The sequence below is a fragment of the Streptomyces sp. NPDC104307 genome (assembly GCF_055584045.1).
Genome location: NZ_JBVJMU010000016.1, coordinates 1 through 23,351 on the forward strand (window position 1 = coordinate 1; position 23,351 = coordinate 23,351).

24 protein-coding genes and 2 pseudogenes are annotated in these 23,351 nt (G+C 69.0%); 13 read left to right on the top strand and 13 right to left on the bottom strand.

Features of this window, described 5'->3' with window-relative positions:
- Nucleotides 1-273 precede the first annotated feature (273 nt).
- Nucleotides 274-639, top strand: a pseudogene (gene glyA, locus ACZ601_RS30350) (serine hydroxymethyltransferase); the annotation flags it as partial.
- Nucleotides 640-723: 84 nt separating this feature from the next.
- Here glyA and ACZ601_RS30355 read toward each other — a convergent pair.
- Nucleotides 724-948 carry a DUF397 domain-containing protein gene (locus tag ACZ601_RS30355; RefSeq protein ID WP_242436762.1) on the bottom strand — a complete coding sequence of 75 codons (225 nt, stop codon included), beginning with the start codon at nucleotides 946-948 and terminating at the stop codon, nucleotides 724-726.
- A 4-nt stretch (nucleotides 949-952) separates the two neighbouring features.
- Nucleotides 953-1,828, bottom strand: coding sequence for a helix-turn-helix domain-containing protein (locus tag ACZ601_RS30360; RefSeq protein WP_469544049.1), 876 nt, complete (start codon nucleotides 1,826-1,828; stop codon nucleotides 953-955).
- Nucleotides 1,829-2,078: 250 nt separating this feature from the next.
- On the opposite strand from ACZ601_RS30360, the gene ACZ601_RS30365 reads away from it, so the two are divergent.
- On the top strand, nucleotides 2,079-2,726 hold the full coding sequence (locus ACZ601_RS30365) for an ATP-binding protein (protein WP_469544052.1): 648 nt from the start codon (nucleotides 2,079-2,081) through the stop codon (nucleotides 2,724-2,726).
- A 334-nt stretch (nucleotides 2,727-3,060) separates the two neighbouring features.
- Complete coding sequence (locus ACZ601_RS30370) at nucleotides 3,061-3,435, top strand: type II toxin-antitoxin system VapC family toxin (RefSeq protein ID WP_469544055.1); 375 nt, start codon at nucleotides 3,061-3,063, stop codon at nucleotides 3,433-3,435.
- Between the two features lie 64 nt (nucleotides 3,436-3,499).
- Here the strand turns inward: ACZ601_RS30370 and ACZ601_RS30375 are convergent, their stop codons facing one another.
- The 3 genes from ACZ601_RS30375 to ACZ601_RS30385 all read right to left on the bottom strand — a co-directional run bounded on the left by ACZ601_RS30375 (nucleotide 3,500) and on the right by ACZ601_RS30385 (nucleotide 7,467).
- Nucleotides 3,500-6,076: an FUSC family protein gene (locus tag ACZ601_RS30375; protein ID WP_469544057.1), complete on the bottom strand. Its 2,577-nt coding sequence runs from the start codon at nucleotides 6,074-6,076 to the stop codon at nucleotides 3,500-3,502.
- A 233-nt stretch (nucleotides 6,077-6,309) separates the two neighbouring features.
- Nucleotides 6,310-6,780 carry a MarR family winged helix-turn-helix transcriptional regulator gene (locus ACZ601_RS30380; RefSeq protein ID WP_469544060.1) on the bottom strand — a complete coding sequence of 157 codons (471 nt, stop codon included), beginning with the start codon at nucleotides 6,778-6,780 and terminating at the stop codon, nucleotides 6,310-6,312.
- A 90-nt stretch (nucleotides 6,781-6,870) separates the two neighbouring features.
- Nucleotides 6,871-7,467 (bottom strand): TetR/AcrR family transcriptional regulator, encoded by a 597-nt coding sequence (locus ACZ601_RS30385; RefSeq protein ID WP_469544063.1) that lies wholly within the window; start codon nucleotides 7,465-7,467, stop codon nucleotides 6,871-6,873.
- Between the two features lie 137 nt (nucleotides 7,468-7,604).
- On the opposite strand from ACZ601_RS30385, the gene ACZ601_RS30390 reads away from it, so the two are divergent.
- Entirely contained in the window at nucleotides 7,605-7,901 is a 297-nt protein-coding gene (locus ACZ601_RS30390) for a putative quinol monooxygenase (RefSeq protein WP_469544065.1), read from the top strand.
- 105 nt (nucleotides 7,902-8,006) lie between these two features.
- On the opposite strand, the gene ACZ601_RS30395 is transcribed toward ACZ601_RS30390, so the two are convergent.
- Complete coding sequence (locus tag ACZ601_RS30395) at nucleotides 8,007-8,600, bottom strand: GNAT family N-acetyltransferase (RefSeq protein ID WP_469544068.1); 594 nt, start codon at nucleotides 8,598-8,600, stop codon at nucleotides 8,007-8,009.
- Between the two features lie 373 nt (nucleotides 8,601-8,973).
- The gene (locus ACZ601_RS30400) at nucleotides 8,974-9,411 is read right to left on the bottom strand and encodes a VOC family protein (RefSeq protein WP_469544071.1); all 438 of its coding nucleotides are present in this window, start codon (nucleotides 9,409-9,411) and stop codon (nucleotides 8,974-8,976) included.
- Nucleotides 9,412-9,814: 403 nt separating this feature from the next.
- On the opposite strand from ACZ601_RS30400, the gene ACZ601_RS30405 reads away from it, so the two are divergent.
- The 4 genes from ACZ601_RS30405 (at nucleotide 9,815) to ACZ601_RS30420 (ending at nucleotide 11,750) form a co-directional block, all read left to right on the top strand.
- Entirely contained in the window at nucleotides 9,815-10,447 is a 633-nt protein-coding gene (locus ACZ601_RS30405; RefSeq protein WP_469544074.1) for a hypothetical protein, read from the top strand.
- A 317-nt stretch (nucleotides 10,448-10,764) separates the two neighbouring features.
- Nucleotides 10,765-10,896 (top strand): hypothetical protein, encoded by a 132-nt coding sequence (locus ACZ601_RS30410; RefSeq protein WP_440572940.1) that lies wholly within the window; start codon nucleotides 10,765-10,767, stop codon nucleotides 10,894-10,896.
- Between the two features lie 38 nt (nucleotides 10,897-10,934).
- Entirely contained in the window at nucleotides 10,935-11,285 is a 351-nt protein-coding gene (locus ACZ601_RS30415; protein WP_469544077.1) for a hypothetical protein, read from the top strand.
- Nucleotides 11,286-11,348: 63 nt separating this feature from the next.
- Nucleotides 11,349-11,750 (top strand): hypothetical protein, encoded by a 402-nt coding sequence (locus ACZ601_RS30420; protein ID WP_469544080.1) that lies wholly within the window; start codon nucleotides 11,349-11,351, stop codon nucleotides 11,748-11,750.
- Between the two features lie 114 nt (nucleotides 11,751-11,864).
- On the opposite strand, the gene ACZ601_RS30425 is transcribed toward ACZ601_RS30420, so the two are convergent.
- Nucleotides 11,865-12,860, bottom strand: coding sequence for a S66 peptidase family protein (locus ACZ601_RS30425; protein ID WP_469544083.1), 996 nt, complete (start codon nucleotides 12,858-12,860; stop codon nucleotides 11,865-11,867).
- A gap of 168 nt (nucleotides 12,861-13,028) precedes the next feature.
- On the opposite strand from ACZ601_RS30425, the gene ACZ601_RS30430 reads away from it, so the two are divergent.
- Complete coding sequence (locus ACZ601_RS30430) at nucleotides 13,029-14,015, top strand: linear amide C-N hydrolase (RefSeq protein WP_469544084.1); 987 nt, start codon at nucleotides 13,029-13,031, stop codon at nucleotides 14,013-14,015.
- 9 nt (nucleotides 14,016-14,024) lie between these two features.
- On the opposite strand, the gene ACZ601_RS30435 is transcribed toward ACZ601_RS30430, so the two are convergent.
- From ACZ601_RS30435 to ACZ601_RS30450, 4 genes and pseudogenes are all read right to left on the bottom strand, one after another.
- Complete coding sequence (locus ACZ601_RS30435) at nucleotides 14,025-15,341, bottom strand: MFS transporter (protein ID WP_469544086.1); 1,317 nt, start codon at nucleotides 15,339-15,341, stop codon at nucleotides 14,025-14,027.
- Nucleotides 15,331-17,151, bottom strand: coding sequence for a condensation domain-containing protein (locus tag ACZ601_RS30440; RefSeq protein WP_469544316.1), 1,821 nt, complete (start codon nucleotides 17,149-17,151; stop codon nucleotides 15,331-15,333). The genes ACZ601_RS30435 and ACZ601_RS30440 overlap by 11 nt, the downstream gene beginning before the upstream one ends.
- Nucleotides 17,125-18,417, bottom strand: a pseudogene (locus ACZ601_RS30445) (DUF6271 family protein); the annotation flags it as partial. The gene ACZ601_RS30440 and the pseudogene ACZ601_RS30445, both read right to left, overlap by 27 nt.
- On the bottom strand, nucleotides 18,399-19,559 hold the full coding sequence (locus tag ACZ601_RS30450) for a phytanoyl-CoA dioxygenase family protein (RefSeq protein WP_469544088.1): 1,161 nt from the start codon (nucleotides 19,557-19,559) through the stop codon (nucleotides 18,399-18,401). The pseudogene ACZ601_RS30445 and the gene ACZ601_RS30450, both read right to left, overlap by 19 nt.
- 533 nt (nucleotides 19,560-20,092) lie before the next feature.
- Between ACZ601_RS30450 and ACZ601_RS30455 the strand changes: the two genes are divergently transcribed.
- The 4 genes from ACZ601_RS30455 to ACZ601_RS30470 all read left to right on the top strand — a co-directional run bounded on the left by ACZ601_RS30455 (nucleotide 20,093) and on the right by ACZ601_RS30470 (nucleotide 22,788).
- Entirely contained in the window at nucleotides 20,093-20,950 is an 858-nt protein-coding gene (locus ACZ601_RS30455; protein ID WP_469544091.1) for an aminoacyl--tRNA ligase-related protein, read from the top strand.
- 94 nt (nucleotides 20,951-21,044) lie between these two features.
- Nucleotides 21,045-21,305, top strand: a complete 261-nt coding sequence (locus ACZ601_RS30460) for an acetyl xylan esterase (RefSeq protein ID WP_073736902.1) — start codon at nucleotides 21,045-21,047, stop codon at nucleotides 21,303-21,305.
- Between the two features lie 10 nt (nucleotides 21,306-21,315).
- Nucleotides 21,316-21,951 carry a 4'-phosphopantetheinyl transferase family protein gene (locus ACZ601_RS30465; RefSeq protein ID WP_469544095.1) on the top strand — a complete coding sequence of 212 codons (636 nt, stop codon included), beginning with the start codon at nucleotides 21,316-21,318 and terminating at the stop codon, nucleotides 21,949-21,951.
- A 114-nt stretch (nucleotides 21,952-22,065) separates the two neighbouring features.
- Nucleotides 22,066-22,788 (top strand): hypothetical protein, encoded by a 723-nt coding sequence (locus ACZ601_RS30470; protein ID WP_469544098.1) that lies wholly within the window; start codon nucleotides 22,066-22,068, stop codon nucleotides 22,786-22,788.
- A gap of 142 nt (nucleotides 22,789-22,930) precedes the next feature.
- Here the strand turns inward: ACZ601_RS30470 and ACZ601_RS30475 are convergent, their stop codons facing one another.
- Nucleotides 22,931-23,344, bottom strand: a complete 414-nt coding sequence (locus ACZ601_RS30475; protein ID WP_469544100.1) for a hypothetical protein — start codon at nucleotides 23,342-23,344, stop codon at nucleotides 22,931-22,933.
- Between the last annotated feature and the right edge of the window lie 7 nt (nucleotides 23,345-23,351).

Sequence of the window (23,351 nt, forward strand, 5' to 3'; positions counted from 1 at the left end):
GGCATCGCCCGGATGCACAACCTCGCCCTCGCCGGATAAGCAAGGCGGCCGCCATGCCCGAGGCGGCTTCAAGATCTTTGCGGGACAGCCCTTAGACGCCGCCCCATTCATTCAGCAGCAGACGCCCCAGGCTCTCCGTTGCTGGCGAGTTGACCAGTGGGATCAGTTGGAGTGAAGGTTCAGTTTCAGCTGGATGTTCGCCTCCCGGACATAACGATGGTCCTTCAGCAGCCCGGTGCGCACCGACGATGCCTACGCGCCGGAGGCTTTTCGGCGGCCCGAGGCTTCGACCTCGTCTCCGGTGGCACGGATAACCACCTGCTGCTGATCGACCTCACGGCGAAGGGCGTCCCCGGCAAGGTGGCGGCCAAGGCCCTGGACCGCGCGGGCATCGTCGTCAACCACAACAGCGTCCCCTACGACACCCGCAAGCCCTTCGACCCCTCGGGCATCCGCATCGGCACCCCGGCCCTGACGTCACGCGGCGTCCCCGCCTCGGAGATGGTCACGGTCGCGGAGTGGATCGCCCGCGTGGTGGACGCCGCCCGCAGGGGCGACGAGTCCACGGTGTCGGAGGTCCGCTCCGAGGTGAAGGCGCTGATGGACGGCTACCCGGCACCGGGGCTGCCGGTGTCCTGAGCCGACGGTGCGAGCCTGCCCGTGCCTCGGGGGCGGGCAGGCTCAGCCCAGCACGCCGATGCCCCTCAGGTGAGCGTTCCTCGCCTACAGGTTGTCGAAGTCTCCCGCTGTCATGCCCGACTTGAAGGCGCGCCACTCGCCGGGGGTGAAGCAGAGGTGCGGGCCGGACGGGTTCTTCGAGTCACGGACGGCCACGCCACCGCCGGGCAGGGGGGCCAGCTCGAAGCATTCGCCGTTGTTGGCCGTGAAGCTGCTCTTCTGCCAGGACAGCGCGGAGGCATCGATCGAGTAGAGGTCTGCCTTCTCCATGAGTTCAGTCATCCTTGTGTCTGGTGAGTGCGATGATGTCGCGGCTCTCGTCCGGGGAGAGCGCCGCGTCCGTGAGGCTGCGGAAGAGGCGGTGCAAACGCCGCAGGTCTCGGGGATCGTCCATCGTCAAACTACCAGCGACCGACTCGCCGAAGGCCACGTCGGGCACGTCCTCGTCCGCGAACTGCAGGATTCTGAACGCACCGATCTGAGCTGCTTCTTCGCCCTTCGCGTAGGGAACGACGCGGAGGTCGACACTCGCGTGGGCTGAGATCTCCAGCAGGTGGTCCAACTGCTCCTTGTGCGTGCGCTCGCCGCCCACCTGGAAGTCCAACGCGGCCTGCGTGATGACATAGCGGCACTCCAGAGGTGTGGCCGCCTCCAGCAGACAGTGCCGCTGCCGCAGGCCACGTACCTCGACGAGCGCTTCGATCTGATCCGGTCCGAGCGAGGTGAACCCCACACCGGTCACCGCCTGTGCGTACGCCTCCGTCTGCAACAGGCCCGGCAGAATGCCGACTTGAAACTCATGGACGGTCGACGCCGCCGCCTCGAATCCGAGGAACCGTTCGTACTGCGCGCTGATCACGTCGCTGTACGTGGACCACCACGGCGGACGCCGCTCGCGCGTGGCCGCGTGCAGTTCGGCAAGCTCGTCGCGCTGGGCGGCGGGCACTTCGTAGATGTCCATGAGCTGGGCGAAGTGGGCCTTGGAGCACACCCGTTTGCCGTTCTCGATGCGGCTGACCAAGGAGAGGTCGCAGGCGAGAGCCGTAGCGACCTCCGCGAGGGTCAGTTGGTCGGCCTCCTTACGAAGGCGCCGCAGAGCGCGCCCGAATGTGACTCGGGACATGAGCAAGGTGCTGCTGCTGTCGGACATGTCTTCTTCTCCCTGGAGCTCAGAGGGCATAGAGGGCTGGTCAGTTGGCGGCAATATGCGAACGTGATCGGTGTGGGACTGATCAATTTCTATCTGCGTTGTCAATTGCCAGGCAGGCGACTTGACGATGTGTGGCAGAGCCGTCAGTTTAGCTTCCGTGACGTTCCGCATTCAGGAGAATGCCGAGAGTGGTCACTTCCGACGGGCTGCGCGGGATGCGCGCGACGAGTGACGGACGGCGGGTACGGAGATGAGCGAACCGAACGAAGTGAAGTTCAGGCTGCCTCGTTGCCACGGCAGTGTTCCTCGGGCGCGGGCGGCGCTACGGGCCAAGCTCGGGGAGTGGCGAGCGGGCCGGGCGTCAGCGGAGGATGGCGAGTTGGTCCTCTCCGAGCTCGTGACCAACGCGGTGCGCGTGCCCGTCCCCGGTGACCGCCTGGTGGGCGTACGCATCGAGTGCCGGGGGAGGGGCGAGTTCCTGCGGCTGGAGGTGAGCGACGCGGGGGCGGGCAGGCCGGAGGTGCGGCAGCCCGGCGAGCTGGACAAGGGCGGGCGCGGGCTCCTGCTCGTCGAGGCGCTGGCTCACCGTTGGGGCGTGGACGAGCGGCGGGCCGGGATCGGTAAGACGGTGTGGGCGGAACTGCTGGCACCGGCCGCTGACCTCACCCCTGCGGAGAGCGTGATCGTGGCGGAATCTGTCCGGCCCGGCCAGTGCGTACGCGCATGGGGTGCCTGGCACACGGTCCGCGCGGTCTGGAGCGAGCGGTTCGCGTCGGGCGGTCCGGCGGTCGTCATCACCCTGGACGACGGAGGACCGGCGCTACGTCTGCACGCTGCGGAGCCGCTGACCGTGCGAACGGTACCGGCGGTCGAGGCGGCCCCGGTGATCCAGTCGTGAGGGCGCTCTGGCGGAGGTGGCTCCGAGACCGAGGCCAAGTGTGGCACCGGGCACCGCGATTCACCGGCACGCTGACGCAGGTGGTCGACGACCGAGTGATCGTGATCAGCAGGGCGGGACGGCCAGTGGCGAGGACGCATCCCCAACAGCAACAGCAACAGCAACAGCAACAGCAACAGCAACAGCAACAGCCACAGACGCGGCCACGGCCACAGACGCGGCCACAGCCACAGACGCGGCGGCCGGGCCGGGGCTCGCTCAGGGGCCGTCTCCGCATCCCGGCGGACTTCGACGATGCCCGCGCGTCGGTGGCAGAAGCCCTGGGGATGCGCTGATGCGACTACTTCTCGATACGCGCGTGGTCATGTGGTGGATCGCCGACGCGCCCCAGCTGCTCGCGCCGTACAAGGAACTCCTGGAGACCCAACCCGCCGTGTACGTCAGCGCGGTGTCCGCCTGGGAGATCACCGTCAAACAGTTCCTCGGCGGCTTCGATGGCCCCGGAGACCTGGCCGAGCAGGTGCGGGATCTCCAGTTCAGGAACCTGCCGATCACGGCCGCGCACGGCGTACGGGCAGGCCGGCTGCCGATGGTGCACACCGATCCCTTCGACCGGATGCTGATCGCCCAGGCGCAGGCGGAAGGGCTGACGCTGGTCACCCGGAGCCCGTGGATCCCGCAGTACGACGTACAGGTCATGCCGGTCTGACCGGTGCGCGGGCCAGTCGGCCTCCGCCGCCGCAACTGCCCGTTCCGCCCGTTGCGTTGCCCGGCTACAGCCACATGTCGTGGCCGATCCGGCCGGTTCCGCCCGCACTCGGCACGGAGAGGAGCTCGGCATGCGGGGCGTGGGCGGGCGCAGAGACGATGAGTGTGTGGGGGCCCGGCCGCAGCCCGCTGACGCGGTACCGGCCCGACTGCACGGACCCCGCCGCGACCCGTTTCCCGCGCCCGTTGATCACCGTGATCCACCCCGCGCAGCCCGCCGGGTGCCGGTCGCACCGGATGCTCCCGGCGACGGTGACGGCGGCTCCGCCGGAAGGCGTGGCCGGGAGGGCAGGAGTGACCGGCAGGACGCGCTCCGGCGAGGCCGTCTCCGTTCCCGTACCGGCGGTTGTCGTGACGGTGGCGGATCGCTCGCAGGCGGCAGCGGCCCGGGGCGACCGCCGGGTGCCCCACTCCGCCACGAGTGCCCGCGTGCGCCGTTCCATCGGCGAACTCACGATGCTCTGGGGCGAAGCGCTGCGCACGGTGAGCCCGCACCGCTCCGCGTACCCGGCGAGTGCATCGTCGAGCGCGGCCAGCTCCCGCAGGGCCGTTCGGATGCGCTCGGCGCGGGGGCCGGACGGTGCCGTGTCCAGGTCCGCCTTCAGTTCCCGTACCAGCGGGCTGACCCGCTGCCAGGATTCCTCGGGCTCGCCGGTGGCCAGCGCGCGCTCCAGGGCCCTGAGCGAACCGGTCAGGACCGTGGTGATGCGCGTGAACCGTTCGGCCTGCCGGGGCGCCAGGTCGATGTCGATGTCGGCCGCTGCCGCGAGGGCGCGGGCGTGGCCGGTCGCCGTGGTGAGCAGGGCGGTGCGATTGTCCGCGTCGCGCCCGCGCACCCCGAGCGGCATCCTCACCAGCGGCCGCACCAGGCTCACGACCTGGAACAGGGCGGAGTCGACCGCGCGGGCAGCTCCGCGCAGCCGGACGGGGGCGTCGGGGTCCTCCCAGCGCAGGGCCAGCTGCGAGACCAGGTCGTCCACGGCGGACACGTAACCACGCTCCGCCTCCCGTGTGATCCTGCGGCCGGACAGCGGGAAGATCAGTGCCGCGCACGCGGTGGCGATCAGTATGCCGAGACCGTTGTCCAGCAGCCGTTCGCCGAGCAGGTGGTCCATCCCGGCGTCGGGCGTCGTCAGCCCGTACAGCTGCACGAGTGCGACGACCAGGCCCACGACCCAGAACGCGTAGGCACGCTGCATTCCCCAGGCGCCGAGGGTGATCCCCGCGACGATGATCGTGAGCATCACGTAGACGTGACCGTGGCCCACCAGGTGGAGCAGAGCGATGCCGATCACCGCGCCGATCACGGTGCCCGTCATGCGGTGGCCGAATTTGCGCAGCCGCTCGTGGGTCGTGTTCGTACCGAAGAGGGTGATCATCACGCCGACCAGACCCCAGTAGAAGCGGTGCGGGTCTATGGCGTCGGTGATCGGGCAGACGATGGCGGCGGCGATCCCCGCGTGCAGCGGTGCACGCACGAAGGGGACGGCCCGTCGCCAGCTCGTCTCCGTCCCTGCCGCGAGCACGCGTCGCGTCGCCGCGGCGGATCCGGCGGGACGGTCGCGCTCCAGGGCGACGGTCGGCTGGAAGGGGACCTTCGCCGGTGACTGCGGGGAGCTCCAGCCCAGCGCGAGCCAGTGGGAGAGCGAACCGGCCAGGGAGTCGAGCAACTGGGCCACGCGGTAGGCGGGCTCCACGGCCTCCGCCGGCCGGTTTCCGCCGGCGGGGTCGTTCGGCACGGCATCGGCCTGCCGGCGGATGATCTCGGCTGCGGGGCGCAGTCCCTGGGCACTGCCGAGGGGAGTGTCCCGCGCCACGACGAGTCCGACCACCAGTGCCTCGCGCAGGTGCGGATCCACCGCGAGCCCGGTCAGGTCCTGGACGGCCCGGCCTATCCCCCGTAGGGCGAGTTCCGCGTCGAAGAGGTGGCGGTGGAGAAGCTCGGCCATGTCGGGGTCGGCCGCGACCTCAGGCTGGGCGAGCCGTCCGTCGATGGTGACGGTGGTGACGTTGAGACGGCGCAGTGCGCGCGTCATACGGCGTACGGCACGTTCCTGGTCGGCATCGGGGTCCAGCGCCTCGATCGCCGCGTCCGCGACCCGGCGGGCTTCCACGACGAAGGCGCGCTGGGTACGCAGCAGATCCTCGCGCGGCATCGGGTAGCACAGCAGCAGCCGGGTCACGAGCACCGCTGCGGCGGACACCAGGGCGACCAGCAACGTTTTGCCCGACATCCCGGCCGGGATGTTCGCCATCATGCCGACCATCAGGCCGTTGAAGAGCATCATGCCCGTGAGCAGGTACAGCTGACCGAATCGGGCAAGGAAGAACGTCAGTGCCAGCGCACCGACCATCAGCCCGATCTCCAGGCGGCGGTCGTCGTGCAGCTCGGCGGCCAGCCACAGGACCGCGGCGTAGGGGAACGGCATCCACAGGATGGCGCGGGCGAGCCGCTGCCAGGTGTTCTCGGCCACGGCGAAGGCGCTCATCAGGCCCATCATCCCGCCGACCATCATGCCGATCATGGCCGGGATGTCGAGGGCCCTCGCCATCCCGTAGCCGACCGCGAGGGAGGTCACCATGGCGACCAACGTGCGCCACCCCGACTGGAGTTGGCCCAGACCGGGATCTGCGGCGAGCACCCAGTCCCAGCGCCGCCGGGGTCCGCCCACCCGACGCGGCGCGACGGCGCGCGGAATGCGGGTCCCGGCTGTGGGGGTGCATGGACCGGCCGGCCCCGGGCTGGGGGTGCCGGTGGGTGGTGCGGGCGTTGCCGGGTCCGATGCCGTGTCCGACGGCGCGGTGCCTGGGCTGATCAACTGGTCTCCGATTCCATCGCGTTCAGCAAGGTGGTGAGGGCGTCACGAGCGGCGACCACAGCGCGTTCGGAGTCCTCGACGCCTGCGTCGAGGCCCCTCAGGAGCGCTGCGGCCATCCGTCGGCGCCCTTCTTCGAGCAGGGTCCGGCCGGCCGGGGTCAGAGCCGCCTCCACGACCCGCCGGTCGGGTGCGCCGCGTTCGCGCGAGGCCAGGCCGCGTTCTTCGAGGCTCTGCAAGACGACGGTCACGCGCGGCTGGGACATACCCGTGTACGCCGCGAGTGCGGTCACCCGGAGGGAACGGTTCTCCAGCGCGTCCAGTACGGCCGCCTGGCTGCGGGTGAGTCCGAATTCGCCCGTGCGGAAGAGTGTCTGCGACAGTCGCCCGATGCCTCTGAGGAGGCCCCGAGCGGCGCTCTCGATGCGCTGCTCGTCGGTGAGCCCCGAAGCGGGTGACGATTGATGCATATAGCAATTATATAGATGTCAAGAGAGATCTCGGAACCATGTGCGGGCAAAATGCCCGGCCTCGCCCGGTCCCGCCCGGTACCGGGCCTCCTACTCGCTGCCGCGCGTCCGAGAAGAGGGCCTGGTCAGGAGGGGTAGGGCGATGCCGTCGACAATCCGGACGATGGCTTCTTCCGGCACGGGCTTCAACGTCATCAGGACCTCATGGCGAAAGAGGTCGAACGGAAGCGAGACGATGCGCGGCTCCAGGACCGCGGGATCGACCTCACCCCGTTCCACGGCCCGCTGCACGATGGACTCGGCTGCGGAGCAGTGGCCGCCGAGGATGCGCTCACGCAGTTGTTCCGGGCTCGATCCCCTCTCGGTGAAGTAACCGTCGAGGAGTACCGCGGTCGCGACGAGGAGACCGACGCGCGACTCGTTGGCCGTCCGCATGATCGCGATCAGATCGCCACGGAGTGTTCCGGTGTCGGGGGTCTCGACGGCACGCAGGGAACTGGCGTGCGCCATGGCGGCCTCCACCATCAGGGCTCTGTTGGCCCAGCGGCGGTAGATCACCGGCGTGCTCGTGCCCGCCCGCTTCGCCACGGCCTCCAGCGTGAACGCCGCGTATCCGCGCGCTGTCAGCTCCTCCCACGCGGCATCGAGCAGTGCTTCCTCAAGGGCTCTGCCCCGTCTGCGCTGCATCCGGAAACCTCCAAGATGTGTTGGTGCATCTTATGGCGGCGATGTACGGTCGAGAAATAGGAAGTGCTGGCACTTCTTATTTGATGGTCGGAGTCCCCCTCCGTCCTTGGAACCAGCGAACGGCGGGTGAGCCAACCATGAGCAGCGAGGGCACTGTGACCGTCCTCATCGAGATCCACGCCAAGGACGGACAGGAGGAGGACGCACGGCACGCCCTGCTGCACGCGATCGAGACCTCGACGAAGCCTGGCCTCATCAGCTCCACGGAGTACGAGGACACCGGCGACGCGGGCGCCTTCTATGCCATCCAGGTATGGGAGAACGTGGAGGCGTTCCATGCCCACATGGAGGACGCTGAGGAGAACGGCATGAGCGAGGCCATCCAGGTCCTGCGCGCGCACCCGAGGACGGCGGTACTGCGCACCATCGGCTGAACGACCGCCGGTTAACGCCGAACGCTGCACGCCGCACCCCGCACGCAGCACCCCGCGATCAGCGGTCAGCGGGCGCGGGGCTGTGGGTCACCGGCCCGGTGGCGGTCACAGGTCGAGGATCATGTCGAGTGCCCGCGCGCCGTCGGCATCGGTGAACGAGCCGACGGTTCGGAAGCCCTGCTTCTCGTAATAACGAATGGCGCGCGGGTTGTTGGCGAGCACGCCGCCCCACAGGAGGATCCGCCTCTGGCCGAAGCGCCGTGCGACGTCAGCGATGAGCGGGAAGACCCGTGTCGCCACGCCCTTCCCCTGATAGTCGTCAGCCAGGGTCAGGCCGAAGCGGCAGTCTGTCGCCGTCAGGGATACGCCGGCCTCGCGGTAGCGGGTGATGTCCGAGGGGTGCAGATCGAGGCTGAGTTCCAGGAGGCCGACGATCCGGCCGGACACCACCTCGGAGAGCACCAGTCTGAGCTTGTCGTAACGGGCGATTGCGTCACAGAGCTCGCGGGCGGCCCTTAGGTCGTACCCGTCGAACGTGGCCAGACGCCGGGATTGGGCTGACAACCCCTGAAGGAAGGAAGCCAGTTCATCGGCGTCGCCGTGCGTGAGCGGGCGGAAGACGACTTCCCGACCGTCGAGCAGCCTCACGGGCCGCGTCAGGACCAGCGGGTCCTCGGCAACCGCCGACAAGGTGAGCATCGGTATCCAATCGCTCCGCTCCTGCGTTCGGTGACACGAACCTACTGAACGCCAAACTCCGGTGACAACGCTTGAGTGTCGTGGAGGACGCGATCTCGGGGTTCCGCTCCATGGCGAGCGGTCGGATCATCAGCGTGGGGCTTCTTCTTCGCGGCTATGGGCGCCGGCGTCCTCCTCATCGGCTTTCTGCTGCGGCTCGCCGACGTGCAGGCCCAGAAATCCGGGCCCGGACGTGTACCGCAGCCTGCTCCAGGCCGCGCTGCACGTCGCGGGGGCGGGTGCGTACGCACTGCTCGCTACAGGTTCGTACGGCAGCCTTTCGGCAGCCGTGAGGAAACCGATCAGTCGTCAGTTCCCCGCCTGTCCACTCCCGTCAGCCCTTCTTCAGCTCCTGGGCCAGCATCACGAGGATGCCGCTGGGACCGCGGAGGTACGTGAGCTTGTAGACGTCCTGATAGGTCGCCACACCACGGAGCGGACGGCATCCGTGCTTTGCGGCCGCATCGAGGGTCTTGTCGATGTCGTCGACCGAGAAGGCGACGCGATGCATGCCGATCTCATTGGGAAGCGTCGGCTCCGTCTCGATCGCCTCGGGGTGGATGTACTCGAAGAGCTCAAGACGACCCTGACCGTCCGGAGTCTGGAGCATCGCGATCCTGGCGTGATTCCCATCAAGACCGACGGCGGTGTCGGTCCACTCCCCACTGACCGTGTCACGGCCGACGACCGTGAGGCCGAGGTCGGTGAAAAAGGAGATCGTTGCTTCGAGATCGCGAACGGCGATGCCGACGTTCTCAAGTTTGATGGCCATGGTTCGCATGCTAGTGAGCCGCGCTGACAAAGAGCGTCCGTCAAGGAAGCCGCCGAGCAGTCATGCCGGTCTGACCTACAGGTGGTTCAGCCCCTGACCTCAGCCGGCCCGTACCCCCGGCGCCAGTTGCCGGGGATCCGCCGAGCACGTACCGAGGAGCGTCACGGCCGAGCGTCCCGGCCCTGCCCGTGCGCGGAACCATGTCCTGGGCCACCGGCGCCCGGCTGGACTCCCGCGCGGTTGAGCCACCACGCGGTGCGCGCGACATGGAGTTTCCAGGGACTGGCTCCCGTTGCGACTGAGGGCCTGTCGCCAGTGCCCGACTGAGCGGCTTCCTCCACCTTCTGCATCCGATGAGCTGCCCATACGATCGAATGCCTACTGATACGTCGGAAGGATCGAGATGCAGGATTCGGAATTATCCGCCGCGGCGGTCAGGGTACTGACCGGGGCCGTGCCGGTTCCGGCAGAGCAGGCGGCAGCGGTTCGCGAAGTGATCTGGGGCCGGCTCGGACGGACGGCACTGGGATCCTCGGCCCTCGCCCGCCTGTACGAGCAGCCTGGGGTGGGGTCGGCGGGCATCGTCGAATCCGTGGTCGCGGACGAGTTGCTGGCAGACCCGAACTTCGGCGACCAGTTGCGTGCAGTCCTTCAGCCGCTCTCCACCCCGGCGACGTACGAACCCTCTCCCGTCATCACGGGCCCTCCGACGCCTGTGATGCCCTCCGGGCAGGCTGCGTCTGCGTTCCAGGGCGCCCCCGACCCCGCTGAGGTGCGGAAGGTGTGGCTACTGGGGCTCCCGCAACTCCTCCTGTGCTACGTCATCCTCTACGTCCTGAGTGCGGCCGGACTGAACGGATGGGCCGGCACACTTCTGTTCTTCCTCGTCTCCGGTGGCCTGGCCGCCTACGGACTTCGGTGCGGTGCCGCTCTCCTGCGCTACGCACGTGGCCCATGGCTCATCGCCGGAACAGTGCTTGCCGGCCTTGTGCTGCTCCGGATGGTTGCTTGGCTCGCCTCCCTGCTCATTGGCTGAGTGCCTCACCGGTACCACTCCAACACGGCCACCGGTTGCCTCTGTTCGGTGTCACCGGTCCAGAAATCTCTGTCGAAGGACAGCTCTGGGGTCGGAGCGTGGTGACTGCTTTTCTTCATTGCTCCCGGGAACGACTCCGTGACAGCCTGCAACGTATGTTCGATAACGGGGATGATGGGTCGGCTGCGCCTGCCCGACGCTCGAAAGGGGCCGGCCCGGCGGATTTGGCCGACTGGCCCGTCGGCGAGAGCGATTCCGCACTGAGGGTGGCACCGGCCGTGGCCGGTGCGGTTACGGCGGCGGATGAACCGTTGGCGATGGCGCAGCGTGAGTTTGCTGTGTTGCTGGGCGAGTTCCGGCGTACGGCCGTGCTGGTGCCGCTGGACGAGGCCGGGGATCTGTGGTCGGCGGAGCAGGGCGGGGTCCGCTGGATCTGTGCGTTCTCGTGACCGAACGCTTGAATGAGGCAGAACCAGGAGGAAATTTTATGCCATCCGAATTTATCACACCCGACCCCCAGGAAATCGTCAATTCTTTGGGTATCGAGCCAGAGTTCGCTGGCGAGACTCGGAGGACAATAGATCTAGTTGCTGTCACAGGCGAAGACTTGAAATTTTCGTACGACGCAGTCGGACAGTCGGTGGCTGTGCGCTGGTGTACGCGGTCCGGCAAGGTCGTGCTGAACCTGTTCAGAGAAGGGGCGATTCTACTCCGCGTGCAGGAAGGGGGCGGTGAGACCCAGCTCGTCGTGGAATTCGAAACCAGGGATACCGTGGGGGAGCTCAGGCTGAAGGTATTTCCGGAGGTATCGCTCACAGAGACTTCGCTCTTCTCGTGAGATGCTCAGTCGGGGCTTGGTGCCCACCTACGGGGGCGGGACTGGGCGGCAGGAGAGGCAGGCATGAAACGAAATGAGCGGGCCAGGCAGGTGCTGAGTCGTTTCGGCGATGTAGCGTGGTTCAGGCATCCAGTGGAGCGTCATCCTTTCTATGACTATTTTCAGGTTTCATTCGTTGGGTGGCGATATGCTGAACCCCGTGAAGAGTTGAAGACGGTTTTCGAATCGGCAATACGGGAAGCACCTAAACAGGTCGAATGGACATTCAGATCGATCAGAAACTGGATGATCGTACCTACACGTCTAATTCGCGAGGCTGGCCCGGACGGTCGAAACTTCAATGAAGCGATGGATGTAATTCGGGAGAGTGACCAGGAATTCTGTGCGGCGACGGCGGAAGACCTCGAAAATATCTTTCGGAAACTTGCGGAAGCCCCGTCAATTGATGGCTCGCCATCGGCCTGAACGCAGGCCCCGGGTTGCTCAATCCGTCCGGGCCAGACCAGCTGAGAGGGAATCCTGGTCGAGAGGGCAGCCCGCATTGGATGCCGATCCGCGTAGCTCAGCCACGCGATCCCGTCACCGCACCGCCGGTTCGAGCAGCGACAGGGACCGCTGCTGTGCGTCGAGGGCGACGCGGGTGCCGAGGGGCATCGGGAGGTTCGGGCCGGCGTGGCCGAACTCGACGTTGGCGAGGACCGGGATGTCGCGGTCGCCGAGGGCGTCGAGGGTGATCTCTCGCAGGGTCGGGGACCCGTCGGGCGAGCCGAGTCCTTCGATCGCGGTCGGGATGCCGACGACCATGCCGGAGATACGGTCGAGGATGCCGGCGTGCCGCAGGACCTGGAGGTAGCTCCACACGTGTGAGGCGAGGCCGCCCAGCTCCTCCCAGAACAGCACCGCTCCGTCGAACCGTTCGAGCGGCAGCGCGTATCGCGTCGCCTGGTTGAGCGCGATGCGGTTGAGGACCCCGCCGATCAGGTGGCCTTCGGTGCGACCGGTGCGCCAGCACTCCCAGGACGGGCCGGGCGGCAGTGGGCCGATCGGATCCGTGCTGGTCAGCAGCTTCGCGTAGAGCTTTTCGAGTTCCGCCCTGCGTGTGGCGGGCGCGGTCTGCCAGTGTCCGCCGAGTCCGGGTGTGGCCAGGTCGGCGTGGAACCCCACCAGCCCCGTCTGTGCGTGGAGGACCAGATGCAGCAGCGAGATGTCGCTGTAGCCGAGGATCGGCTTGGGGTCGGACCTGATCGCCTCGACGTCGATCAGGTCGAGGTAGCCGAAAGCCGTCTGGCCGCCGTCGTGCGCGATGATGGCGCGTACCTCGGGATCACGCAGGAGAGCGTTGAATTCCCTGACGATCTCCGCCGGTGTCGCCGCACTCCACCAATGGCGCCGCCCCGCTTCGAGCAGTGGTGCCCGCCGCACGCGGAATCCCATTCGCTCAAGTACGGCTACGGCCTTCTCCAGGTCGGGTTCGTACTGTGCGTGCAGCGGTCCGGAGAGCGACGCGATCACGACGAGGTCTCCGGGCTTGAGGGCGCGAGGCCGAAGCGGTCGGGGCTGCGCGGTAGTGGTCACCGAGGCAGTATCCAGACGGCGTCGGCACCCTGCGACCCAATTCCCGGTCAACCGACCAGTGGGCCCTGCCTGAGTGTGTCGCCATGCTCGGCTTCGCACGAGAGACGATCATGGCTTGTGCCCACTACGGGTCAGTTCGGATCTCTGACGGCCGGAAAGCGAGAACGTATGTGTACGCGAGCACTCTGGGCCGATGCCGGCGGGGCGGTTCTGGCCGGGCGCAACATGGACTGGATGGAGGAGATGGCGACGAACCTGTGGGCGTTTCCACGTGGCATGGCCCGTGAAGACGGCCTCGACGGGACGCTGACCTGGGCCTCCGTCTACGGCAGTGTGGTCGCCGCCGCACATGATCTGATGACCGTCGACGGGGTGAACGAAGCCGGTCTCGCGGCGCACCAGCTGTTCCTCCCGGAGTCCGACTACGGCGAGCGGGACGAGAGCCGGCCGGCGTTGAGCGTGGCGGTCTGGATGCAGTACGTACTCGACAACTTCGCGACCGTCGCCGACGCGGTCGCCTGGATCGAGAGCTCCCGGCTGCAAGTCGTCGCGCAGACCGACCCGTCGAGCGGGAAGGCGGTGACCCTGCACATGGCGCTGGAGGACCGGTCGGGTGACTCGGCGATCGTCGAGTACCTGGACGGGACACCGCAGGTCCATCACGGCCGTGCCTACACGGTGGTCACGAACTCGCCTCCGTTCGAGGAGCAGCTTGCCCGCCTGCGCACGATCGAGGGCCTGGGCGGAGTTGAGCCGCTGCCGGGCGGGACTGATCCCTCGGACCGCTTCGCCCGCGCGGCGTACTACCTGTCCAGGCTCCCGCAGCCCGGTGACACCACCGAGGCCGTCGCGTCACTGCTGAGCGTGATGCGTAACGCCGCTCAGCCCTTCCGGGTGGCCGACCCCGACAAGCCCTACGCCTCGCAGACCATTTGGCGCACCCTCGTGGACCTGACCAACGGCATCTACGTCTACGAGTCGACTTCCCGGCCCAACATCGTCTGGGTCCGCATGTCCGGACTCGACCTCTCGGACGGTGCGCCCGCGCTGAAGCTCGATCTGGCAGGCGACACCGGCCTCGAAGGCGGACTCGTCGGAGAGGTCACCGGCAGCTTCGCTCCGGCACCGCCGATGGCCTTCCTGCCGGCGCGGTAGGACCGGCTCTCAGGCGGGCCCCGCCGGCCCCACTGCCGGAACCTCCTCCGCCGTGATCGGTGGCTCCGGGGCGTCGGCCTTCTCCGGGCCCCGGCCCAGGCGGCGGATGGCGGGCACGCTCAGCATGACGGCGAGGCACACCACGGAGACGGCCGAGGAGAACAGCAGTACGCGGTCCGCGCCGAAGGCCTCGGACGCGGGGCCGGCCAGGGCCCTGCCCAGCGGGATGGCCATGATGGACCCGGCGACGTCGTAGGCGTACACCCGGCTCAGCACGGCGAGCGGGATGTGGGACTGCACGCTGGTCGCCCACATCACCCCCCAGAAGGCGAACCCGCACCCGGCCACGACCCCGGTGAGCATGGTGGCGGTGAAGGACCAGCCCAGGGCGGGAGCAAGTGGGTTGAGGGCGAAGCAGAACATCGCGCAGGCGCCCGCGACGAGCGGGCGGGTGGGCCGCACCCGCATGCCGAGCAGGCCGCCGACGATCGTTCCGGCGCCGTCGGCGGAGGCGATCCAGCCGTAGCCGTCCGCCCCGTGCTGCTCGGTGAGCAGGGCGGCGCCCAGCGGCAGGGCCGGGCCGAAGACGAACAGTCCGTAGATCGCCCAGACGACGATGACACCCCACAGCCAGGAGCGGGAGCGGAACTCGTGCCAGCCCGCCTTCAGGCGGTGCAGCACCGGGTCGTCGCCCTCCTCCCGGACGACGCTGAGCCTGCGCAGCGGTACGAGGACCAGCGCGCTGAGCCCGTAGGCCGCCGCGATCACGAAGTAGGAGCCCGCCACCTGCCAGTAGCCGACCAGCAGTCCGGCCAGGCCGGGGCCGACCAGTGCGCTCATCGCCTCGGATATCCGCAGCAGTGCGTTGGCGCGCTGGATGTCCGGCGCGACCTGCGGGACCATGCTGGCCACCCCGGGCTGGAACATGGCGGTCGCGGCGCCGCTGAGCGCCATCAGGGCCATGATCTGCCACAGGCGCACGTCGGTGGTGAGGAGCAGTGCCGCGAGCGTGAGCATGGCCAGCATCCGCACCATGTCGGCGCCGACCATCATCACCTGCGGGGTGAACCGGTCCGCGAGCACGCCGCCGAACAGCACGAGCAGGGCGATCGGCGCCATCCACGCGGCCAGCGCGTATCCCACGCCGCCGGCGCCGTATCCGGCCCCCAGCACGGCCGTGGTCAGCGAGACCATCAGCATGCCGTCGGCGAGCAGCGAGGCACTGCGGGCGGTGAAGAACAGCCGGAACGTACTCGACTTCCAGGGGCTGGGGAGCGGAGCGGAATCCGGTGACTCCGGCCGGTCCAGCACTTCGTCAGTGGTCATCTCGCGTCGGCCGGTGACGGCCGTTCCCTTCCATGAGGATTCGCTGCCGGAGCCACGCGGGGCTGTCGCCCGGAGCGGTCGGCGAATCGTGAACGATGACGTATCGCGCGGGCGCCAGAAGTCCCGAAGGGCCGGGGCCCGGTCCGGAGATCACGTCCATCAGCGCGGTGTGGGCTCCGTCCGGGGTGAGCGGCACGCCGCCGGACGCGATGAAGGCCGTCATACGCTCCCCGTCCGGCGCGGGCGCGGAGCCGTCGTCCGTCGTGACGTGTACGGGCAGGCCGCCCAGGGCGCCGCTCAGCGCGTCCGCCACTGCGGCCGGTGAGACCCAGCAGCCGTCCACCTGCCGCCAGTCGCCCGCGCGCTCGGCCGGCCGGATTCCGGTGACCTCCGTCAGTGCGGCCAGCGGTACGTCCTCGTACGCGACCGCCTCCAGCAGCTTCACCAGACCGGTGAGGAAGGTCTCCGCCTCCGCCCGGGGGAACAGCGCGGGGTCGGCCCACATCCCGAGGTGGAGCAGCGGGTCCGTCCGGTAGGCGAAGCACAGCAGACGGGTCGGCAGCACCTGCACCGGGCCCCAGTCCAGGTCGAGTTCGGCGTCCTGCGCGTGCCGGGTGGCCTGGCCCGGGGCGGATCCGCGGGCGTCGGTGAGTCCGCTCACGTCGTTGAAGACCACGTCACGCGCGAAGTGGCTGCCCCGCTCGAAGGTGGTTTCGTCGATCGCCTCCCACAGCCGTACCGAGTCGAACTGGCTGTGGCGGTAGGCGCCGAGGGCCGCCCCCCACGCCTTGCGCAGCACGGCGTCGAAGGACGGGCCTCGCACGTCGAGGGAGAGGAGCGCGTCCTGGGACAGGGTGTTCACCGAGCGGGCGAGCCCCGGGCGGGACCGGTTGGACAGCGGTGCGGCGGCGACGCAGGTGGACTGACCCGCGCGGTGCGCGACGAGTGTGCACCAGGCCGTCAGCAGCACGGTGGGGGAGGGGCTGCCGGTGCGCTTGGCCGCCTGGGCGAGTGCGCGGGCGCCCCGCAGCGAGCGCAGGGTGAGCTGCGGCTGCTGCCCGTCGGTGCGGGTGGCCGCCGGTTCGGCGAACATCTCCTGCGGCCCGGTGCCGATGATCTGCTTCCAGTACCGCAGCGACGCCTCCGACCTGCGCAAACCTGCCGGTGTCGCCTCCTCGGCGGCGAGGTCGAGCGGGGTGAGCGCGGCCACCGGCGGCAGCTCGGCGCCGCCCAGCAGGGCTAGCCACTCCTCGCGCAGTACGGCGAGGGCGCTGCCGTCCGTCACCGCGTGGCTGGAGGACAGGGAGACGAAGGCCGGTGCTCCGCGCAGGCTGAGCAGAGTGACGCGGAGGGGGAAGTCACGGTCCAGCCGGAACCGCCCCGCACGGGCCTGGCGGGACACTGTCTCGGCGTAGTGCGCGGGATCGGCGCCGAACGTCTCGTGGTCCAGGAGACGCACGGCGAAATCGCCCTCGGCGGCGACCACTTGGGTGCGGGACACACCGGCTTCCGGCTCGGGGAAGGTGGTGCGCAGCGCTTCGTGTCGTACGACCAGTTCGCGCAGCGCGTCCAGCACCTGCTGCGCAGTGGTGCCTGCGGGCACCGGCCAGACGTCGTGGTTGTTGATGTGCAGGGGCTCGTCCCGCAGGATGCAGCGGATCATGTTGGCCTGCCCCATCGTGACGGGGCCCCGGCGTTCCTCGCCGCCCGCGTAGGCGACGGTGACCTTACGTTCCCGCCCCGGCAGAGGCGCCTCGCTCCGGGTCTCGGCACCGACACCGAGGCCCGCGCGTCCGGCGGCCCGTACCAGGGGTTCCCAGGCGTCGATCAGCAGCGCGAAGTCCGCCATGTCCGCGCGTGCCTCGTCCAGCAGTTGCCCCCGGCGCTCGGCGAGCGCTTCCGCGACTGTCGTGTACCGGCCGCCGAGCGCACGGTAGGAGCGCTCGATGATGTCGAACCGTTCGGCGTTGCCTGCCGGGTCGAGCCGGGTGCTGTCCCGGACCAGCGCCGAGACGGCGCGGGCACGGACCCGGCCCGCCGGGTCCAGCAGGGTGTCGCCGGCCGCTGCCGCCGCCGCGTACACGGCGTTGAAGTACGGCATCGACAGCAGGAACTTCGCCAGCCGCACCTGGTAGGCGACGAAGCCGGCGCCGGTACGGCGTTCACCGGTGTGGTAGTTGACGATGTGGCGGTTGTGCAGCACGCCGGGGAGGCGGGCGTCGTGGACCAGGTGGATGAGGAAGTAGTCGCTGCCGATGGTGTCGGTGGCGGGCGGCAGCGGAACCGCCCCGTAGACCTGGCTGTCGAAGCCGATGTTGCACATGTCCACGCGGGTCGGGACGACCCTGGTGAGGGTCGTGAGGTCGGCGGCGAACGGGGTCGTCCCGGCGCCGCGGAAGGACTCCTCGATCAGGTTCCGCCGCCAGATCTCCGGATATCCCTCGGGCACCGACAGCCCGACGAGGTCGTGGTGCACGGCGGGGTCGAGCCGGCGGATCTCCTCGACGTCCACAGACATCTCGCCGATGAAGGAGCCCCCGACCATGGCCACCGGCCGCCCGGCGCAGGCGGGGTCGAGTCTGCCGCGCGACACCAGGTCCGCCACGTCGGCGGCCCGCCGCCCAAGGAAGGCCAGTTCCTGGTGGAGCGGGTAGACCGGCTCGCCGTCCAGGCTCTGGTACCGGCTGTCCGAGTCCCGGCGGTGCACCGATTCGCAGCCGAGCGCCTCCGCGATCAGGAAGGCCCGGTTGGTGCAGGCGCCGTACGACACGCGCTCGGGCAGCATCAGGTCGAGCACCCGGTCCGCGTCCGCGATGCCGGATCTGGTGGCGATCTCCCGCAGGAAGGCCCGCTGCCGGTCCTCGTCGAGGTGGTGGACGACCACGCCGGGTTCCCGGGGCAGGGCGGAGACCGCCGCCCGGTGCCCGGTGAGCGCCGGGGTGTCGGACGAGTCCAGGATCAGCAGGTGCACCTCGACACCGAAGTACCGGGCGCCGTGGGCCGCCTCCGCGGCGACCGCGGCGATGGTCTCGGCGCAGGGCCGGTTGGTCGGGAGGGTCAGGCAGACGCGGCGCACGACGGCTCCTCGCTCCGTCCGCCGGTGGACGGCTCCTGGTTCTGGCCCTGGCCCGAGTCCTGGCCCTGGCCCTGGCCCTGCTCCTGGCTCTGGCCCTGCTCCTGGTCCCCGTCGCTCCACGAGGTGAGGCCCAGCAGCCGGCTGCCGAGCCCGTCGAGCGTGGCGGTCGGGTAGCGCTTGGACTCGTGCCGGGTGAGATCGCCGACCAGGGTGCGGTTCCAGCGCGGGGTGCGCAGGTGCCGCCAGGACTCGACGCGTGAGTGCCGCAGCCTCTCGTGCTCCTCCAGCGCGGGCATCATGGACAGGTACTGGACCGCTCGGACCCCGTCGCGCGAGGTGTTGCGCGCGACCCCGTGGGCGAGCAGGCCGTTCCAGATCAGCAGATCACCGGGGTGCAGGTCGGGCCGCACGACGGGGAACTCGGAGCGGTCCACCGAAGGGCGGATCGGGTCCCGGTCGGAGGGGCTTGCGGTCTTCCACTCCTCGAACCGCCGGAAGAGTTCGGGGTTGCACTGGAAGCCGCCCGTCTCCGGGCTGGTCTCGTTGAGCGCGATGATGCCCTGCACCCGCTGCGGCGGGACGCCCAGCGTGGTGTCGATGTCCCAGTGCAGCTCGATGTCGAAGCCCCGGTCGGTGGGGTCGATGAGGGCACGGTCCCGGTTCCCGACGTTGGGCGGGTTGAGGTTGAGCCGGTCCAGGGTGACCCACAGCTCCTCGCAGTCCCACACGTCGACGAAGGCGTCGTACACCCGCTGGGCCTGGCGGTTGTCCCAGAGCAACTGGTGGTGGTACGCCTCGACGAAGCCGTAGACGTGCAGCTGACGGTCCAGTTGCGAACGGAACGGGCGGTCCTCGTACCAGCTGTCCGGCCGTTCCGGGTCGAGGCCCTGAAAGTCCCAGGTGAAATCGAGCAGTTGACGTGCCGTCTGCGCGGGGACCGCCTCACGGACGATGACGTAGCCATAGGTCTGCCAGTGGGCGAAGTCCTCCTCGGACAGCACCCGTAGCGGCCGCGACTTGCTCAGCTCCCGCAGGGTGGTCTGGGCGAGGTAGGACTCTCCGTCGGCGCTGAAGTAGGGACGGTCGGACGCCGCCCGGTGCAACCGGGGACGACGGGGGTCTTGCGGGGTGTTGGGTATCACTCTGACCTTCTGGGCAGGGGGACTTGGGCGCCCTGACGGTGGCCCGGGGTCCGGTTGGCAGGCGCCGGAGGAAGAGCGCGCGGACGGCGTGAGAAGGGCATGGCGGACACGGACTCCTTCTCGGCCGGGGGCAGCACGCCGCAGTCCGCGGGGAGGTGCGAACGGCAGGATCGGGGGCGGTCACTCCGGCGGATCGGTGGAGATCCCGCGATCAGCACAGTGGTCCAGACCATTACCCCTGTCAAGCGACGCGCCGGAACGGGCATTCGGGCGGGTTTCGCCATTGAGGGCAATGCGCCCGTGTCGCAAGGGGTTTCGTCATCTTTGGTCTAGACAAATTATGGGGACTCGTCCTAAGGTCCCTACGTGGCACGGCCCCTGACGGGGCGTCCGCCGGCGCACCCCGTGCGTTCCGGTGAAATCGCCACCTTCCCGCAGGACTTCACTCCGCCCTGACCAGCGGATCGGGACGTTCCGCCCTGCCGATGGACCAGCTCCTCGGCCAATCGCCACGCTCAGAGGGAACGGTCTGCATGAGCACATCCGACACCACGACGCCGCCGGGTATCACCCTGAAGAGCCCGGCACCCGGACTCGTCCCGCTGGACCCTGTCCACACCGCACTGCTGCACGGCCTCGACTCCCTGCTGACGGGACTGGCAGCCCGGCTCTCGGCCCCGGAGGTGGTGGGCCCGCCGCTGCTCTCCGCGGAGGGGCTGTCCCGGCTCGACTACTTCCGCAACTTCCCCCATCTCGGTGTATCCGCAGGGCGTTTCGCCCCGGACGCCTTCGACGGACTGGCCGGCGGGCAGCAGCCGGGCGGCCTCCCGCTGGAGCCGACCGGCCACCTCCTGCCCTCCGCCACCTGCTACGGACTGCTGCTCTCACTGGAGGGGCAGGACATCGGCGCCGACGGCCTGAGGCTCTCGGCGACCGGCCGCTGCTTCCGCAACGAGACCCACTACGACGGGCTGCGGCGGCTCTGGGGCTTCCACATGCGCGAGGTGCTGTACCTCGGCACCCAGGACGGGGCATCCGAACACCTCGACCGGGGAGCGGAGTTCATCCGCGAGACCGCCGCCCTGCTCGGCCTGGAGCTGACCCGGGCCGCGGCCGACGACCCGTTCTACGACAAGGGCGGATCCCGTGCCCGCCTGATGATGCTGGACCCGGTGAAGCACGAGTTCAGCGCCCCGGACGGCACCGCGATCGCCTCGGTCAACCGGCACCGCAACTTCTTCGGGGAGCGGCTGGGCATCCGCGCGGGCACCCCGGAGCCCGTGTACAGCTCCTGCGTCGCCTTCGGCGTCGAGCGCTGGGTCCACGCGATGATCCTCGCCCACGGAACCCCGGAGCGAGCCCTCGACCGGCTCCGCCGCGCCGGCGACTGAGCACCTTCCGGCCCGGCGGCCGGCCGGTCCGCCCCCTGGACCCCGGCCGCTCCGGCCCCGACAACACCCGTACGACAAGGAACGGTTGCCCACCATGGACAGCATCACCGCCTGGCTCCACGAGAAGAACCCCGGCCTCACCGGCACCGTCGCCCCGGACGAGGACCTGATCGAGGCGCGCCTCATCGACTCCATGGACTTCCTGGAGTTCATCGACCTGCTGGAGGAGCTCTCCGGCAACAGCATCGACCTCCAGGAAGTGACCATCGACGACTTCCGGACCCTCGACCGCATCCAGCGGACCTTCCTGACCCCGCCCGTCCCCTCGGCGGCCTCCGGAGCTGTGTCCGGTTGAGCGTCCGAGGTTGAGCGCCGATCAGCCGCCGCGCCGCCACCACGTGGTGGCCGCGGTGGCCACCACGGCGGAGGTCCTCGCCCACCCGGATCTGGACCCGGACATGCTCGCCCCGTGGGAGCACCGACGCCTCACCCGGATACGGGTGCAGGCCCGCCGCGACGACGTGGTGGCGGCGCGGCTCCTGCTGCGCCTGTGCGCCTCGCGCTTCACCGGCCGCGCCCCGGACGCCCACGAGCTCGTCCAGTTCTGCCCCGAGTGCGAGCAGTACGAGCACGGCCGCCCCTCGCTACGGGACAGCCCCCGCACCGGCGTCAGCATGAGCCACGCCCACGGCCTGGTCGCGGCGGCGGCCGGTCCTGGCGCCGTGGGCATCGACGTGGAGCCCTCCACCCGCCGGCCCGGCCCGATGGCGGTGCTGCGGCGGATGCTGCCGGAGGCCGAGCTGCGAGCGGCGGCCACCTCGCGGGACCCCGGCCCCGGACTGCTGCGGGCCTGGGTGCGCCGGGAGGCCCTGCTGAAGGCGGGCGACGCCGGTCTTCCCCTGCTGGAGTGGGAGGACCCGGGCCTTGGCGCCACGGCTGCGGTGGCGAGCGCCGCACCGGTCGACGTCCTGCCCGCGATGACCGCCCCCGGCCACTGGTGAGCCGCGCCCCGACCGACTGCCTTGCGGCGTAGTCAAAACGTGACTGGAACTCGGCTTATCCCTCGGTAAGATCGTTTCTCCAATACGTTACGCCGTGAAAATGTCAGGAATAAAATGAGATTGCGAAGGATCCTGCCGGTCGTCGCCGTACTTCCGGCCCTCCTGGTGATATCCGCGTGCAGCAGCGATGCGGACGGGTCCGACGCCAAGAAGGCCACGCCCAGCGCGAAGAGCAAGCAGAGCGCAGAGGAGAAAGAAGCGGCGGAGGCAAAGCGACTCGGGGCCCTTGACACCAAGCATCTCGAAAAGGTGACCCTCACGGGAACGGTCAAGGGGATCAACGCCAAGAAGGTGGCCAAGGCGGAGATCGAGGCCGGGCGCGGGATGAAGGCGGACAAGAAGGCCTGTCAGCCCCTCGCCAGCCTCATCGGCGGATTCACGCACATTCCTGCCGTGGGTGAGACGCACCGGTCGCTCCAGCCGGTCGAGGCGACCAATGCCACGGTGGGCTCGATGTGGCTCGCCTCGCATTCCGAGAAGAACGCCACCCAGGTCATGAAGGACCTCCGCGCCGCGATCACCGCGTGCCCCAAGGGATTCAAGACGCTGGGCCTCACGTACGGCAAGGTCGAGAAGCTTCCCGCGACGAATCTCGGCGACGAGAGCGTCGACTACCGGATCACCGGTGACATCGGCAAGCAGAAGGTGCCGATGGCTTATACGGTCGTGCGCAGCGGGGGCGTCATCGCCGCGTTCTACGGGGTGAACATGCTGGACAAGGAGAAGGCGGCCATCCCCAAGAATCTTGTCGAGGAGCAGTTGAAAATGCTCGGCTGAGGAACGAACGAGCAGGAACGACTGGAAGAATCACAGAATGCCTGGGCCGTCACTCCGGCCCAGGCATTCTGCGTTTACATCGGCTGTCATACTCTTCGGGTGAACCGTCAGGTCGGACCGATCACCCCGAGCCGCCGAACGGTCAGCCGATCTGCCCCCATTCTGCGGGGAATTCCGGCGGCCAGGGCGCTTGTGGGTCGTACAACGACTGTCGCTCGCCCATCAGCTCGTACTCCGCCTCGCGCCAGGACGGCTTGCCGCTGCGAATAAAGCTGTCGCCGTCCCGTTCCAGCATCCATGTGTAGGGGGCCTCCTCCTCCGGAATGCCGTGCCGCTCGCTCAGCATGCCGAACTCGGCCTCGTTCGCCGCCCGGACGTAAAGCCCATTCCTGTAGAGGGGCTTGAGGAACATCAGCGTGACATGGCCGAAGTACACCTCGACCCTCGTCGTGGTCCGGTCCACCAGCGTGGCTTCACTGCTGAGAAAGAGCTGCCGGTGCGAGGGGTTGTACCCGCTGATCCTGAAGAGCCGGCCCTCGCGGCGGAAATCTGTCATGCGCGCC